Source organism: Streptomyces sp. NPDC057307 (assembly GCF_042667665.1).
In the GTDB taxonomy this organism is placed as follows: domain Bacteria; phylum Actinomycetota; class Actinomycetes; order Streptomycetales; family Streptomycetaceae; genus Streptomyces.
Window position 1 is genome coordinate 1 of sequence record NZ_JBHUZM010000092.1, and the last position, 14,502, is coordinate 14,502.

Sequence of the window (14,502 nt, forward strand, 5' to 3'; positions counted from 1 at the left end):
GGTGCACCACCGTCCGGTGGTGCACGGCCAGTCCTGCGTTGCGTGCCCCCACCTCGCGACGCATCGCGATCACAGGGAGGGCGGTCGTCCCGGAACGCCGTAGCACCCGGCCCCGGGACGACCGTCAGACGTCAGACGTCAGATGTCAGGCATCAGACGTCAGGGCGGGCAGCACGACGAGCTTGCCGCAGGTGTGCAGCCCGACCAGGTCGGTGAACGCCTTCGCCCCCTCCCCCAACGGGTAGCGGCGGATACCCGGCAGCGGCACCGATCCCTCGACGGTCTGCCGGATCAGATCCGCCATGTCACCGGGCTGGGTGGCCGCGTAGATGATCTTGACTGTGAGGTCTTCGCGGAAGGTCGCACCCTGTGGGCTCGTGTACGAGACGGTCATGACCCGCCCGCCGGAGCGCACGGCCCGCCCGACCACGTCGATGAGGGTGTCGCCGAGGGCGAGGTTGATCACGCCGTCGACACCGTCCGGGCTGTACTTCAGTGCCTCGTCGGCGATGTCGCCGGCCCTGTAGTCGATCACTTCGTGGGCACCGCGGTCCCGGATGTACTGCTGGTCCTCGGCCATGGCCGTGGCGATCACCCTGACACCGGCGGAGACCAGGAGCGGCACCACCACGTTCCCGACGCCGCCGGTCGCGCCGATGACCAGCACGGTGTCACCGGCCTTGAACTCACCGGCCCGGACCGCGGAGATGGCCGTCAGCCCGGCCATCGGCAGACCGGCCGCCCGCTCGGCGTCCAATTCGGCGGGGCGCGGCGCGATCACGGGTGAGTCCGCCTCGAAAACCGCGTACTCGGCGAGTGTGCCCGTCGTCAGCGAAGGCGGTTCGGAGAAGATCCGTACGCGCTCGATGGTGCAGCGCGGAAATGCCACGCCGAAGACCTCGTCTCCCACGGAGTACCGCGTGACGCCCTCGCCAAGCCCACTCACCGTACCGGAGAAGTCATTTCCCAGGATCTGCGGAAATTCCATGGGGATCGACTCTCGGAGATCACCGCTCACCAAGTGCATATCCAGCGGGTTCACAGCTGCGGTCCGGATACGGACCTGAATCTGTCCGGGTCCCGCCACAGGAATGTCGATCCGTCGTACGGAGAACTTTTCAGGTCGGCAGTAATCCTCGGCGACAACCGCCGTCATGGTGCCCGTCACGCCTTCCGAACCGGTCACAACTACCCCCTCGTCCTGGGAATTTCCCACTGCCGCGAGTCTAGTGTGATTCCGCATGGAGCAACAGAAGCCACCCCTTTTCCGGAACGTATGGAAATCAACGAGAACGGAGAGCGCAAAGGTCGGGTGTGAACTCCGAAGCCCCTTGCGACAAATCCGCAAGGGGCTTCGGCCGAACAGCGCGCCGGGGGGAGTCCGCGCTGGTCAGGCTTTCGCGATCTGCACGACACGCTTGCCGCGGCTGTGGCCGGTTTCCACCGACCGATGGGCTTCCGCGATGGCGTCCATCGGGTAGATCCGCTCGACTTGGGGACGCAGTTCGCCGCTCTCGACGAGGCGGGTGAGTTCTTCGAGATCGGCACGGCGCGGCTTCAACTGGGCGACGCCCACCCGCGCTCCCGGCTTGATGATCGAAGCCATCGCGCCGGCCATGCCCTTCATCGCGAAGGTCACGATCCGTCCGCCGGTGCGGACGCGCTTGCGGTAGATGTCCAGCTCGGCGCCGTACAGGTCGACAATCGCGTCGAACTCCCCTGCCGAGGCGAGGTCTTCGAGCTTGGCGTAGTCGTACGTCTCCTTGGCGCCCAGTCCGGTGAGGAAGTCGGCGTTGCCCGCGCTGGACACGGTAGCGACGACGGCGCCCCTGGCGGCGGCGATCTGCACGATGGTGCTGCCGATGCCGCCGCTCGCGCCCACCACGAGCAGCCGCTCGGCCGATGCGAGGCGGACCGCGCGGAGTGCCGTGAGCGCGGTCGACCCGACGGTGGGCAGAGCCGCCGCCGTCACGAGGTCGATCGTGGTGGGTGCGAGTGCGAACTGCGCCTCCTTCACCGTGATGTACTCGGCGGAGGTGGCGGCGTTCAGACCGTAGACAAGGCCCCAGACGTGCTCGCCGATGAGGTTTTCGTCGACCTTGGCGCCCACGGCGACGATCGTGCCGGCGAAGTCCTCACCCGTGCCCTTCGGGAAGCGGAACCCGCTCATGACCTTCATCCTGCCCGAACGCACCAGCGCTTCGGCGGGGTTGACGCTCGTCGCGCGGACCTTGAGGAGAACCGTCCCGGGGCCCGGCGTGGGTACCGGGACCTCCTGGACCGTCAGGACCTCGGGCGGTCCGTAACGCTCGTACCGCACCGCGCGCATCGTCGTAGCCCGCACTTCGGTCACCCGTCTCCACTATCGGGGCGCCGGCAGTCCGGCGCCGACTTCCCTGATCGCGCGCTGGAGCAGCGAGCGATACGACGTGCTCTCGTGGTTGTCCAGCCAGAACTGGAGCGCGGCTCGTACCGCGCCGACCGCCGCGCAGGCTGCCAGCCGGGGAAACAGTTCACTCCGTGGATCCGTGCCGGTGCGGTCGGCGATCGCCGCGACCAGGTCGCCCTCCAGCGAGGCGTAGGCGCGGAGATACTCGGCTTCGAGCGAGGGGACGCCTTTGATGAGCTGCACCCACTGCCGCCACTGGTCCAGTTCGTCCTCCGGCGGCACGAGGGCGACGACCGACTCGCTGATGACGTCCCACAGGGGCTCGTCGGTGGAGTGAGCGGCGATGGCCTGACTGAAGCCCCGCACACGCGCGGTGATCAGGGAGACGATCGCCTCTTCCTTGCTGGAGAAGTAGTTGTTGAAGGTCCGCGGCGAGACCCCGGCCTCTGCCGCGATCCCCTCGACCCGCACCTGACTGAAACCATGCTCGACGGCGAGCCTGAGTGCCACTTCGCTCAGGGCTGCCCTCGTGGCCATCTTTTTTCTCTCCCTCAGCGCGATGGGAGACTCCGATCCACTTGCCATGACTCCAAGTTACAGCAATATTGCGGACCGCGCAAATTTACGGACCTCGCAACTTATTCAAGGTCATGAGAGGTCCGTGGGGAGGACACAAGGCAGTGTGCCTGGTCAGGAGGGTGAGCTACGTTCCTCCGGTCAACCGATCTGCTGGACAGGTCGGGAGCCTGGGACTTCCGCTGCGGCGTCATGCTTGCCCACCGTGGCCGCGTCGAACTGCCCTGGCTGGCAGATGTCACCGACGGCCCTCACCCGCCGGCGCGGCTCACGGGCCGGTGTGGGTGAACGTGGCCCAGACCAGGGGGCGATCGGCTCGTTCGCGCAGGCGCCGCACCGCCTCGTGGAGCGCGGCGCTCGGCTCCGTGCCCGATGCGAGGGCTTCGTACACGTCATCCGCCAGTTCTGCGTTGTACGCGTCGTCGACGAACCACTGAGCCGCGAACGAGTGCTGGAATCCGGCCATGTGCAGGGCTCCGGCAAGGTGTGCGATCTCATCCGGGAGTTCGAAGCTGCCCCTGGCGCTCTCACACGCCGACAGGAATGCGAGTTCGGCGTTCTCCAGACGGAGTTTGGCCAGATCGGCCAGGCGCAGTGGGCCCAGTTGCTGGTGGTCGTGGCAGAACAGCGCCGCTTCGCCCGGTACACGGGGATCCTGGCCGGCATGACCGGCGAAATGGAGGTACGCGCTTCCGGGTAACTCGGCCATGACAGCCGAGCGGGTCGCTTGCTCGCCGGTGAGCAGGACGCTGTTGGGCCCCGCGTGGCGCAGGGCGCGTTCCGCCTCGGCGTGTGCGTGGGGCAGGGGTGCGAGCCCGGGAGTGACTGGCAGCCCGACGCTGAGCATGCGTGCCCGACCCACCGGCGGACCCGTACGTCTACGTGCGGCGACCAGGGCGCTCACCGTAGGTGTGTACGAACTCGTCACCCGGTCGAGCAGGTTGCGTGACGGTTCTCGGGAGTCCGGGCGGTGATGGCCCGCGGCGTGCAGTGGCAGGAAGGCCAGGCTACCGACGGGGCACCACCAGATATGCGGCCGTTCCGTGCCCGCACCGGGCTTCTCGATGTCGAGGACGGCCAGGACGGGTTCGGCGACACGGTCCCAGAGCAGTTCGAGGACGGTCCGCAGGCGCAGGTCTGCCCGCCATGCGCCGGCCGCCGATTCCTGGGACCGGCCCAGCGAGTCCAGGAACTGGAGTGCGGGTTCGGTGAAACTCGCGTCCGTCGTGGTCAGCTCCGGCAGGGGCACCACGGTGAGTCCAGACCGGTCCAGTACGAGGGCATCGCTGCGCCACGGGCTGGAGTTGACGACTACGACGGGTCCTCGTGCCCCGGCCGGTAGAAGCTCATCGATGCGAGGTCCCCGCAGGAGGGCGGTCATGCCGGGCAGTGCTCGGGCGCGCTCCAGCAGTTGGTCCCATCTGGCCGCCAGGCCGCGTCGTTCCTCGGCGGCTCTGCCGCGCTCCTGAGCCGCGGCCCATGGGCTCTCCGCGGCGAGTCCGGTCCGCTCCTCGCGGGGCAGGTCCAAGGCCGCGCGCACCGCGCGCATTTCGGCGGCGAGTGCGGGATCCCTCTCTTTGAGTCTCGTCAGTTCGTCGGTGGCAGAGCCGGCCTGGGCCAGCAGCATCCCGCGGGCCTGTTCCAGTAGTTCCAGGGCCCGTTCGGGCCTGCCGACGGCCAGGGCTGCCGCCGCCGCTTCACCTGGCAGGTCTCGTATCCAGGCCACTTCGCCGATGCTGCTGCGCCAGCTCAGGCCGTGCCAGGCCAGCAGAGGCAGCAGGGCGACGGCCGACTCGTACGCGGTGAGCGCGTCCGGCCAGTCGTCGGATTCCGCGGCCGTGAGCCCCCAGCCCCGGCACGCCAGGAATCGAACGCGCACCGGGGCGGTCGTATCGTCTGCGACCTCGCGGAACGTCCGGACGGCCTCGGCGGCGAAGTAGCGGTCGCCGGTGACGGTGAATGCGCTCCTCAGCTTTGAGGCGTGTCCACTCAGAAAGTGGGTCCGTAGCGGATGGTCGGGCGCTGCCTCCCGTACAGCCCGGAGCGAGGCCCATGCGGAACGCGCCAAGTCCTGAACGTTGTTGTCGCGCTCCGCGCGGGCTTCCAGGGAGGCGGAGAGAGCGGAACGGCATTCCGGGCGGCGTACATGCTTCCTGGGCAGGAGCTTCAGCCCGTCTTCGGCAGCGCTTATCGCCTCGTCGAGATCGCTCGGTGTTTCACCGATGACTGCTCGCAGGTACAGACACTGGCTGAGTTGGGTCAGCGCGGCGCCTCGGCTCACGCGGTTGGCACCGCCGGCGTGGGCGAGTTCGGTCGAAATGGTGATCGCTTCGTCGATGTCGGCCCGGTCCCGAGTGCGGACGTACCGCGCCCTCAGGCCCATCGCGAGATTCCCACGGAGTACGGAGCGGTCCGCCATCTCCGTGACGGTGTCGGCCGCCGCACGCAACCGTGTGATCCCCTCGTCGGCGTACTCCACGGATCCGTACCGCTCCGACGTGGTGAGCAAGGCGGCGCCGAGCGCGATCTCAGCCTCGGGACCGGCCGCGTCGGCCGCTTGACGGCCTGCTGAAAGTGCCGTACCCACTTCCTCGGCCGGTCCGGAGCGTGGTCCGGACGTCACACCCCAGGTCAGCCTCGCGATGTCACTCTCCGCCAGGTGGAAGACTCGCTGCGGATCGTCCTCCGGAAGCAGGTGCGCCGCCTCCTCCCTCAGGGCGGTGCCTTCGTGGAGGTCGGCCGACCGGCCGGTGTATTGGTGCCGATCCATGAGTACCAGGCTCAAAATGTAGGCGGATTCCGACCTGGCGAACGGGTCACTGGTGGGCACTGCCCGGGCCTGACGGGCGAGGGCCAGCGCGCGTTCGAGGTCGGGGAGCGCCTGTGTGCGCTGGTACCGGGCCATGTGCACCTTGGCCAGAAAACTCAGAGCGAAGACTCGGAGTGGGGCGTCCCGCGGCAGCTCCCCGAGCAGCCGTCGCAGCACCACAGTGGCTTCGTGCCCTGACCGCTCGTCGCCGGCGGCGAAAAGGCGGGCCATCAGGCCGCGGGCCAGCGGGGCGAGAAGGTCCACCGCCGCCACCTCGGCGCTCTTGCCGGCCGCCTCACCCACCCGCAGTGCGATACGCAGTGCGCGGATACTTCCGTCCAGATCCTCGGTGGTGGCGCGGGCCTCGAACCTCTCCCACAAGGCCATTCCGAGGTTGAACTGAAGCGTGAGTAGTTCAGGGCCGTCCTGCACCATGCCTACGGCGGTTTCGGAGAGGTCGACGGCCAGATCCAGGTCCTGCGGCGCTCCCGCCCCTGCCTCCAGGCGCAGCCGCAGGCCGTAACCGAGGTTGGACAGGACGGCCGGATGCCGGGGGTGCCCCGGGGCGAATTCCTGTCGTGCCTCCTCCCAGCAGGCGACCATCTCCTGTGCGGCGGACGGGTCCCGCGTGCTCTTCCACCGGGCTTCGGCATGGGCGGAGCGGACCCGATAGGCGGTGAACCCTTCCGGGTCGGCAGGGTCCACCGGGCACAGGCCGCGCAGTTCCTCCAGCAATCCGTCGGGGACCGCGACCGGGTCGAGGACGGCGAGGGCGGAGAACGCACGCTGTGCGCCGAGAAGATCCGTCCGCCCCCGTTCCGGACCCAGCACCAGCCCGCGCAGATAGTGGAAGTGGCCGAGGCTCGCCAAGGGCTGCGCACCGACAGCGCGGCCGGTCTTCGCGATCAGCCTGCCGAGGCCAACGGCCTTCCAGTACGTCCGTGGACGGAGCAGCGCCGAAGGATCGTCCGCCTCCAGGGCCTTCTCCACGTCATCGGCCAGCGATGCGGCGAGCCGCTCGGCCTTGTCCCCACCGTGCAACGCTTCCCCCTCGCGCTGCTTCACTCCCGCCTTCATGATGGGACGTCACATCACCTGCCGCAAGGGGGGCCGAGCACCGTGACCGGAAGGCAGGAGGAGCGCGACCGGCTCGATCTGGCCGGCTTCTGCAGGGACATCGCGGCTCTGCGCAGGGTGGCGGAGGAAGAGGGACTGAGCGCCGAACTCGAGTCAGCTGTCGAGGCGTTGCGCCGCGGCGAGCCGCTGAGGCCGCACCTGACCCGCCTCGGGTTGGAGTACGACGGGACACGACCGTCGAGGCAGGGGCCTCTCGCGACGCCTCCGGCTCAGCCGCCGATGAACCTGCCCGGCATAGGGGGCGGGCACACCGCGGTGGGCGTCTACCGCTGCCCGGCCGCTCGTTGCGCGCGTCGGGAACAGCCGCAGCCGGGCGATGACTTGCCGATGTGCCGGGTGTACGCCCAGCCTCTGACGTTCGGCTGAAGGGGCGGCCGCGATGAGCACGATGGTGACCGAACTGGGCAAGCGGGTCGTCGACCGGTGGGCAACCCTCTTGGTGCTGCCGGGATTGCTGTTCGTGGCGGGGGCGTGGGCCGCGCGGGAACTGGGACACACAGGGTTCGCCGATGTCGGGCAGGTGGAACGAGCTCTGGACGCGTTGGCGGACGCGGTGTCGAAGGACCCCGCACGGCTGGCTGTCGGCGCCGTTGTCCTGCCACTGTTGTCGGCGGGCGCCGGGCTTGCCGCACAGGCATGCTCGACCGGGGTGAGCCGACTCTGGTTCGGCCCATGGCCCCGATGGCTCGCCCGACCCGAGCGACGATTGACGGATCACCGGGCCCGGCTTTGGCGGGCACGGGCAGACGCCTATCAGGCCGCAGTCGCGCGCGGGGCGGAGCAGAGCGAACTCGACGTCCTGGCAGCCAGCAGGAACGATCTCGGGCTCGGGCCTCCGCAGCGCCCGACCTGGCCGGCCGACCGCATGGCAGCCGTGGAGTCCCGGGTCTGGGCCTGGTATCGGGTGGATGTGGCCTTCGCGTGGCCGCGCCTGTGGCTGCTGCTGTCCGTCGAGGAACAGGACGCGCTGCGCGGTGCGCACGACCGGGTCAACGCGGCGCTCGCCCTGGCCGGCTGGGGGTACTCACCGTCGTACTGAGCGCATGGTGGTGGCCCGCCGTCCTGGTCGGCCTCGCTCTCCTCGCCTACTCCCTGCTTCGCGTACGGACGACCACGGACGCTCTCGCACACCTGGTGGAAGCCGCCTTCGACCTGCACACGGCACATCTCGCCGAGGCTCTGCGCCTGGAAGTTCCCCCTGGTCCTTTCCCGCTCGACGTGGGCCTTCGTCTGACCGCGCTCCTGCGCAAGCACACCTGAACCTGCGGGCGTGGGTGCGGACGGACGTGGGTGTGAACAGGCGTGGGCGGCGGCTGTCTGCCCCCTGCGGCGGCGGCGGACCAAGATCGATTGTCAGTGGTGGGTGAGAGAATAAGTACATCGAGCCGGAAAGAGGGGGAGCTTTTCATGTCCGGAACTCAGAACTACATCAACCACGTTGCTCTCGTGCTGGACGCCAGTTCGTCCATGTCGCACCTGAGCGGCAAGGTCGTCGAGGTCGCCGACCAGCAGATCGCCTATCTGGCCCGCCGGTCCAAGGAGTTGGACCAGGAAACGCGCGTCACGGTGTACGTCTTCGCGAACAAGGTGGAGTGCGTCGTCTACGACAAGGACGTGCTGCGGATGCCGTCCCTCAAGCAGCTCTACCGGGCCGGCGGTATGACGGCTCTGCTCGCGGCCACGCTGAAGTCGCAGAACGAGCTGGCGCAGACCGCTCAACTCTACGGCGACCACAGCTTCCTGACGTTCGTCCTGACCGACGGACAGGAGAACGCGAGTCACCGCTGCCCCGACGCCCCCAGCACCGATCCGCGGGAACTGGTGCAGGCCGTGTCCACGCTGACCCGGACGCAGGCGGACAACTGGACGCTGGCCGTCCTGGTGCCGGACCAGATGGGCAAGCGGGAGGCCATGCAGTGCGGCTTCCCCAAGGACAACATCGCCATCTGGGACGCCACGAGTACGCAGGGTCTGGAAGAGGCCGGGCAGGTCATTCAGCAGGCGACCGAGAACTTCATGGTGGGCCGCGCGAAGGGCATCCGCGGGTCGCGCGCGGTGTTCTCCACCGGTGCCGACGCCGTGAACAAGGACACCATAGAAGCAGCCGGCCTCACCCCGGTGAAGCCGTCCGCGTACCAGCTGATTCCGGTCGCTCGCGAAGCGGGAATCCGGGACTGGGTCACCGAGTGCGGACACGCCTACCGCACCGGCTGCGCGTTCTACCAGCTCAGCAAGTCGGAGAAGGTCCAGGCGGCGAAGCAGATCGCGGTGCTTGAGAAGAAGACGGACCGCGTCTACACCGGACCGGCAGCCCGATCTCTGCTCGGCCTGCCCGCCGCCGAGGTGCGCGTCAAGCCGGACCACAACGACGACTTCACCATCTTCGTCCAAAGCACCAGCGTCAACCGCAAGCTCGTCCCCCACACCCGGCTGCTGCTCATGATCTGAGGCCCGTTTCCCGGGAAAGCTCCGCCGGCCCAACCGGCGGGGCTCTTCCGGGCTTGTGGCGGTGGCCGAGCTGCTCCTGGTCCCCGGCGGCCCGGGGCTTCTCGGCCTGGCCGCACGGGTCGCGGACCGCTGAGGCAGACGAGACGCTCGTCCCGGTGGCCGCTCCGCGAGCACCACCGACCACCGACGCCGGGGCCCGCGACCTCGCGCGGCACCATGACCACCCACCGCCCGGATCCCTGTCCCCGCCCGTGGAAGGGAATCCGAGCGGCCGACGTCGGCGGCCAAGGGCAGCCGCGTGCGCGGACGGTCAGCCCTTGATCGTGAATCCCGCCCGCAGCAGCGACTCCTCACGGGAGGACGGACCGACCAGCAGTTCGAAGGCACCGGCCTCGACGACCCGCTCGCCCTGCGCGTCCACCAGCGTGCACGCGGCGACCGGCAGCTCGATCAGGACCTCACGGGACTCACCCGGTGCGAGCGACACCTGCTGATAGGTCTTCAGCTCCTTCTCCGCCCAGGTCACCGAGGTGACGGTGTCGCTGACATAGACCTGCACGGTTTCCAGGACAGGGCGCGTGCCGGTGTTGGAGACCGTGAGCCGTGCGTGGAGCGAGTCGCCCGTTCCCACCTCCGCGACGGGGATCTCCAGGTCCGCGTACTCGACGGTCGTGTAACTCAGGCCCTCACCGAAGACGAAGGCCGGACTCTGCGTCAGATCCGCGTAACGGCTGCCGTGCTGACCACGCACCTGGTTGTAGTACGTGGGCTGTTGCCCGGCGTGGCGGGCGAAGGAGATCGGCAGACGGCCGGTCGGCTCGACGAGGCCGAGGAGCAGCTCGGCGACCGCCCGGCCGCCGAGCATGCCGGGGTTGAAGGCGTGCACGATCGCCGCGGCGCCGTGCGCCGACGGCGGCAGGATCAACGGTTTGGAGCTGATGGTCACGACCACCAGTGGCTTGCCGGTCGCGGCGAGCGCGTCGAGGAGGGCGACCTGTCCCCCGACGAGTTCCAGAGTTGCCGTCGACCTGCCCTCCCCCACCAGTTCGATACGGTCTCCGACGACGGCGACGACGTAGTCCGCGGCCTCCGCGTGCGCCACGGCTTCGGCGATCAGCGCCGTCGAGGGCTCCGCGGGGACGACGACCTCGGGACGGGGCTGCCCGTCAAGGAAGAACGCGCCTTCCGGGTCGGCGTCGACGGTGAGGATGTCCGCGCCGCGGGCGTACGACACGTCCCAGCCCTCGGGGACCTGGGCGCGAAGCCCTTCGAGGACCGTTGTGATCATCGCGCGCGGCTGCCCGTCGGGAAGCCAGTCGGCCTGGCCCGAGGAGCCCGCCCAGTCGCCGAGTTGGGTCTGGGCGTCGTCGGCGTTGGGACCGATGACGGCGACCGTACGCGGCGTGGTGTCCGCGCCGGCGACGGCCCGGCCCTCGTGATCCGCCTCGAATCCCCCCGCCAGGGGCAGGGTGCCGTTGTTGGTGAGCAGGACGAGCGAGCGCCGGGCCGTCTCCAGGTTCAGCGCGGCGTGCTCGGCGCTGCCGATCACCTCGGCCTGGCGGGCGCGGTCGGGACGGCGTGGCTCCTCGAACAGCCCGAGTTCGAACTTGAGAGTCAGGACGCGGCGGACGGCCTTGTCGATCTCCGCCTCGTCGAGCATGCCCCGCTCGACCGCCTCCTGCGCGCCGCCGAAGAACTTCGGCGTCGTCATCACCATGTCGTTGCCCGCGCGGACCGCCGCCGCGGCGGCGTGTGCGTAGTCGCTGTGGATCCGCTGCTCCCACACCATGCGGCCGACGTTGTCCCAGTCGGTCACGAGTGTGCCTGTGTAACCCCACTCGCCGCGCAGTACGTCGTTGAGCAGCCAGTGGTTGACCGTGATCGGGACACCGTCCATGGACTGGTATCCGAGCATGAACGTACGGCATCCTTCGCGGGCTACGCGTTCGAAGGGAGGCAGGAACCAGGAGCGCAGCTTGCGTCGGGAGATATCGGCCTCGCTGGCGTCCCGGCCGCCCTGGGTCTCGGAGTATCCCGCGAAGTGCTTGGCGCAGGCGAGGATCGCTGTCGGGTCCCCGAGCCCGTCGCCCTGGTAGCCGCGGACCATGGCGGAGGCCAACTCGCCGATGAGGAAGGGGTCTTCGCCGAAGGTCTCACTGACGCGGCCCCATCGCAGGTCGCGTGCGATGCACAGCACGGGTGAGAACGTCCAGTGCACGCCGGTCGCCGCGACTTCCACCGCCGTCGCTCTGGCCACCCGCTCAAGGAGGGCCGGGTCCCAGGTCGCCGCCATGCCCAGCTGGGTGGGGTAGATCGTCGCGCCCTCCCAGAAGGAGTGGCCGTGGATGCAGTCCTCGGCCACCAGCAGCGGGATGCGCAGCCGGGAGTTCTCGGTGAGTTCGGCCGCTTCGAGGACGCGTTCGGGCGAGGCGTGGAGGATGGATCCCGCGTGCATGTCCGCGACGTGGTGTACGCCCTCTTTGGCGTTCAACTGCAGCATCTGGCCGATCTTCTCGGGCAGTGTCATACGGCCGACGAGGTCGTCGACCCGTTCGGTGATGGTCAGTTCGGGGTCGAGATAGGGCGGAGAGGACGGCACAGGTTTCCTTTCACGGCTTTCGGTGGGATGCGCGGGAGACGGAGCGGTGTCGGGCCGGCCCTTCACCCGCGCGCCGGGCGGCCGTGCGCGGCCCGGCCTCGAACGAGCGGGTGCCGGTGGGGAATCGCGCGGGAGGGCCGTGGGCGACAGGCCGTCGGCCGGCCCGGGGGCGGCGTCGGGTGTGAACTCCCGGGCGGGCGGCGGGCGGCAGGCAGCGGCGGAGTTGGGAAGGGCATACGCCAAGTCTTAGCCCACGGCGTGCCGGGAGCGGCTCATGACGGCGATGCCGGCGGTCGCCACGAGGCCGTAAAGGGCCGGTGCGAGGAACACGTGCGGCAGTCCGAGCAGGCCCACGCCGAGGCTGCCCGTCAGCCCGCCGAGCGCGCTGGCGAGGGCGGTGGAGCTCATGAAGACGGCCGAGGCGGTCGCGACGGCTTCGGGCAGCAGCCGTTGGGCGACGATGATTCCCAGTGCGGCGAAGACGCCCCACACCCCGCCCATGAGGATCTGTCCGGCGAACATGCCGGCGGCGCTGCCGGTGAGGGCGAAGCAGAGGTTCGCTCCTACGCCGAAGGCGGCGGCGAGGACCATCAGGCGCATCATGCCGATTCGGCGTGCGACGACCACGGCCACCGGCATCAGGATCAGTTCCACGAAGGGCTGGATGCCGATCACCGCTCCGCTGACCGCCGTCGGCAGACGCATGTCGTCGTGCATGTAGATCGTCAGGTAGCCGTACTTGATCGGTTCTCCCGCGTAGACCAGCACGTAGAGCCCGGTGAAGGCGAGCAGGGGCAGCATGGCCCGGATTCCCGGGCTCCGTCCGGCGTGCTCGGCCGGGGTCCGCGGCTGCGGTGCGGCTGTGTTCGTGAGGTCGGGTCGTGCCAGGCGGGTGCCGGCGAAGCCCATGGGAGCGATCTGCGCGAGGGTGCACACTCCGGTGGCCACGAACATCGCGCGCGGTCCGGCGGCGGTGGCCAGCAGGGAGCCCGCGACCGGGCCCACGATCCATCCCGCCGTCAGCGCCATGCGTACGATCGAGACGACCCCGTCACCGACGGGGCTCGCGGTCGCCCGCAGGTCGTCGTGGACGGCGGCGAAGAGCTGGGACCCGGCGGCGCCGGAGAAGGCGAGGACCACCGTACTGATCACGAACGGCATCCACACCTGGTCCGACAGGGCCATGGCGGACCAGCCGAGGAATCCCGTCAGGGCGCAGAGCCTGAAGAACCCGAGCCGTCTGCCCGTACGGTCCGAGCGTGCGCCGATGAGATATCCGGCGACGGGGGCCGTGAGGCTCGTGAGGTAGTACAGGCCGGCCGTGGTCAGCGAGACGTGCAGCTCGTCCACCAGGAAGAGGGTGATCTGCGGGGCGGCGGCCGAGGTGCCGAGCCCGGACAGGAACAGCGCGAGGGTCGCCCCGCGGTAGAGCGGTGAGTCCCCCACCGTCCGTATCGCGGACGGAGCGGCCGCGCCGCCGTCGGCGGCGAGTGCTCGTGACAAGACAGGCCCCCGGGAGATCAAACGTGCGAGGCCATTCAACGTATCTTCGAACACTCAGCACATCAATAGTGTTTCTAGTCCCCTCTTTGGATCAGACTTCCTGTTCGCTTTGCTCTCGGCATCCGCGCGCGCCGACGGGTCATCGGCCTGCCTCGCGGTAGGCGAGTCCGGACGCGTTGGGGGTCGCGCCGTTGTAGAGCCCGGTTCGGCTGGTCTCGGTGGAGAGGGTGAACCAGGAGTAGCGCTCCACGTACGGCTGGCTCTCCAGCATCGCCGTCGACGAGCGGATGAAGGCGGTCTGTTCCTGCTCGCTGGGGTAGCGGGGTGTGGAGCCGGAGAAGTCGATCAGGGCGTACTCCGTCAGCCAGATCGGCTTCTGGTAGCGGTCGTGGACAGCTTGGAGATAGCCGCGCAACTGCTCGGCGGCGGCTGGGCCGAAGTCGCCGCCGTACCAGTGCAACGGGATGAAGTCGACGCGGTAGCCGCGTGCCGCGGCGCCGGACATGAACCGGTCCAGCCAGCCGCCCGGGGTGTCGCCGCCGTAGGCGACGGAGGGTGCGCCGAGCCGCAGGCCGGTCGACTGCAGGCGCGGCCACAGGTCCAGCGCCTGTTCGACCGTCATATCGGCCTGTGCTGTCATGTCGGGCTCGTTGAAGCCCAGGAGTTGGGTGCCCTGCGCCTTGGCCTGGGCGAGTTCGGCGTCGGTGACCGCACCGGCTCCCCAGATCATCGGTACGAACTCGGTGCCCGCCGGCTTGGCGACGCTGCCCGGGTTCGAGGACCAGCTGTAGTACCAGGACGCACCGAGGTCGGCGAGTGCCTGCGAGGCGCCCGCGACGGAGTTCACGCTCACGCCCTTGCGTGACGACGCGGCGACCTCGGCCTGCGCCGCGGGGCCGAGGAAGGACGCGCACAGCAGAGCCAGCAGCGGCGCGAGGATCATCAGCGGCCGGCGGAAGGGGGACGGGGCGGGCGAGAAGGAAGACGATCCGCTCACGGAGCTGGCTCCAACAGTGTGTGTGGGGGGACTCGGGATACGGC

General features: G+C 69.3%; 10 protein-coding genes. 3 read left to right on the forward strand and 7 right to left on the reverse strand.

Going from position 1 to position 14,502, the window contains the following annotated elements; all coding sequences use genetic code 11:
* Window positions 1–145 precede the first annotated feature (145 nt).
* The 4 genes from ACFUN8_RS25965 to ACFUN8_RS25980 all read right to left on the reverse strand — a co-directional run bounded on the left by ACFUN8_RS25965 (window position 146) and on the right by ACFUN8_RS25980 (window position 6,851).
* Complete coding sequence (locus ACFUN8_RS25965) at window positions 146–1,243, reverse strand: NADP-dependent oxidoreductase (RefSeq protein ID WP_383642144.1); 1,098 nt, start codon at window positions 1,241–1,243, stop codon at window positions 146–148.
* Between the two features lie 147 nt (window positions 1,244–1,390).
* Window positions 1,391–2,353 carry an NADP-dependent oxidoreductase gene (locus tag ACFUN8_RS25970; protein ID WP_383642147.1) on the reverse strand — a complete coding sequence of 321 codons (963 nt, stop codon included), beginning with the start codon at window positions 2,351–2,353 and terminating at the stop codon, window positions 1,391–1,393.
* A gap of 9 nt (window positions 2,354–2,362) precedes the next feature.
* On the reverse strand, window positions 2,363–2,926 hold the full coding sequence (locus tag ACFUN8_RS25975; RefSeq protein WP_383642150.1) for a TetR family transcriptional regulator: 564 nt from the start codon (window positions 2,924–2,926) through the stop codon (window positions 2,363–2,365).
* A gap of 307 nt (window positions 2,927–3,233) precedes the next feature.
* Entirely contained in the window at window positions 3,234–6,851 is a 3,618-nt protein-coding gene (locus tag ACFUN8_RS25980) for a CHAT domain-containing protein (RefSeq protein ID WP_383642153.1), read from the reverse strand.
* Window positions 6,852–6,893: 42 nt separating this feature from the next.
* Here ACFUN8_RS25980 and ACFUN8_RS25985 point away from each other — a divergent pair, with 42 nt between their 5' ends.
* The 3 genes from ACFUN8_RS25985 to ACFUN8_RS25995 all read left to right on the forward strand — a co-directional run bounded on the left by ACFUN8_RS25985 (window position 6,894) and on the right by ACFUN8_RS25995 (window position 9,359).
* Window positions 6,894–7,277, forward strand: coding sequence for a hypothetical protein (locus tag ACFUN8_RS25985; RefSeq protein ID WP_383642156.1), 384 nt, complete (start codon window positions 6,894–6,896; stop codon window positions 7,275–7,277).
* 13 nt (window positions 7,278–7,290) lie between these two features.
* Complete coding sequence (locus tag ACFUN8_RS25990; protein WP_383642158.1) at window positions 7,291–7,950, forward strand: hypothetical protein; 660 nt, start codon at window positions 7,291–7,293, stop codon at window positions 7,948–7,950.
* Between the two features lie 368 nt (window positions 7,951–8,318).
* Entirely contained in the window at window positions 8,319–9,359 is a 1,041-nt protein-coding gene (locus ACFUN8_RS25995; RefSeq protein ID WP_383642161.1) for a vWA domain-containing protein, read from the forward strand.
* Window positions 9,360–9,669: 310 nt separating this feature from the next.
* On the opposite strand, the gene ACFUN8_RS26000 is transcribed toward ACFUN8_RS25995, so the two are convergent.
* The 3 genes from ACFUN8_RS26000 to ACFUN8_RS26010 all read right to left on the reverse strand — a co-directional run bounded on the left by ACFUN8_RS26000 (window position 9,670) and on the right by ACFUN8_RS26010 (window position 14,458).
* Window positions 9,670–11,958, reverse strand: a complete 2,289-nt coding sequence (locus ACFUN8_RS26000; RefSeq protein ID WP_383642164.1) for a glycoside hydrolase family 3 N-terminal domain-containing protein — start codon at window positions 11,956–11,958, stop codon at window positions 9,670–9,672.
* A 246-nt stretch (window positions 11,959–12,204) separates the two neighbouring features.
* The gene (locus ACFUN8_RS26005) at window positions 12,205–13,461 is read right to left on the reverse strand and encodes an MFS transporter (RefSeq protein ID WP_383642167.1); all 1,257 of its coding nucleotides are present in this window, start codon (window positions 13,459–13,461) and stop codon (window positions 12,205–12,207) included.
* A 139-nt stretch (window positions 13,462–13,600) separates the two neighbouring features.
* The gene (locus tag ACFUN8_RS26010; protein WP_383642170.1) at window positions 13,601–14,458 is read right to left on the reverse strand and encodes a glycoside hydrolase family protein; all 858 of its coding nucleotides are present in this window, start codon (window positions 14,456–14,458) and stop codon (window positions 13,601–13,603) included.
* Between the last annotated feature and the right edge of the window lie 44 nt (window positions 14,459–14,502).

Excerpts from the sequence above, each read along its gene's own strand:
- ACFUN8_RS25975 (WP_383642150.1), bottom strand. The coding sequence starts at position 2,926 with ATGGCCACGAGGGCAGCCCTGAGCGAAGTGGCACTCAGGCTCGCCGTC.
- ACFUN8_RS25995 (WP_383642161.1), top strand. The coding sequence starts at position 8,319 with ATGTCCGGAACTCAGAACTACATCAACCACGTTGCTCTCGTGCTGGAC.
- ACFUN8_RS25965 (WP_383642144.1), bottom strand. The coding sequence starts at position 1,243 with ATGCGGAATCACACTAGACTCGCGGCAGTGGGAAATTCCCAGGACGAG.
- ACFUN8_RS25990 (WP_383642158.1), top strand. The coding sequence starts at position 7,291 with ATGAGCACGATGGTGACCGAACTGGGCAAGCGGGTCGTCGACCGGTGG.
- ACFUN8_RS25980 (WP_383642153.1), bottom strand. The coding sequence starts at position 6,851 with ATGAAGGCGGGAGTGAAGCAGCGCGAGGGGGAAGCGTTGCACGGTGGG.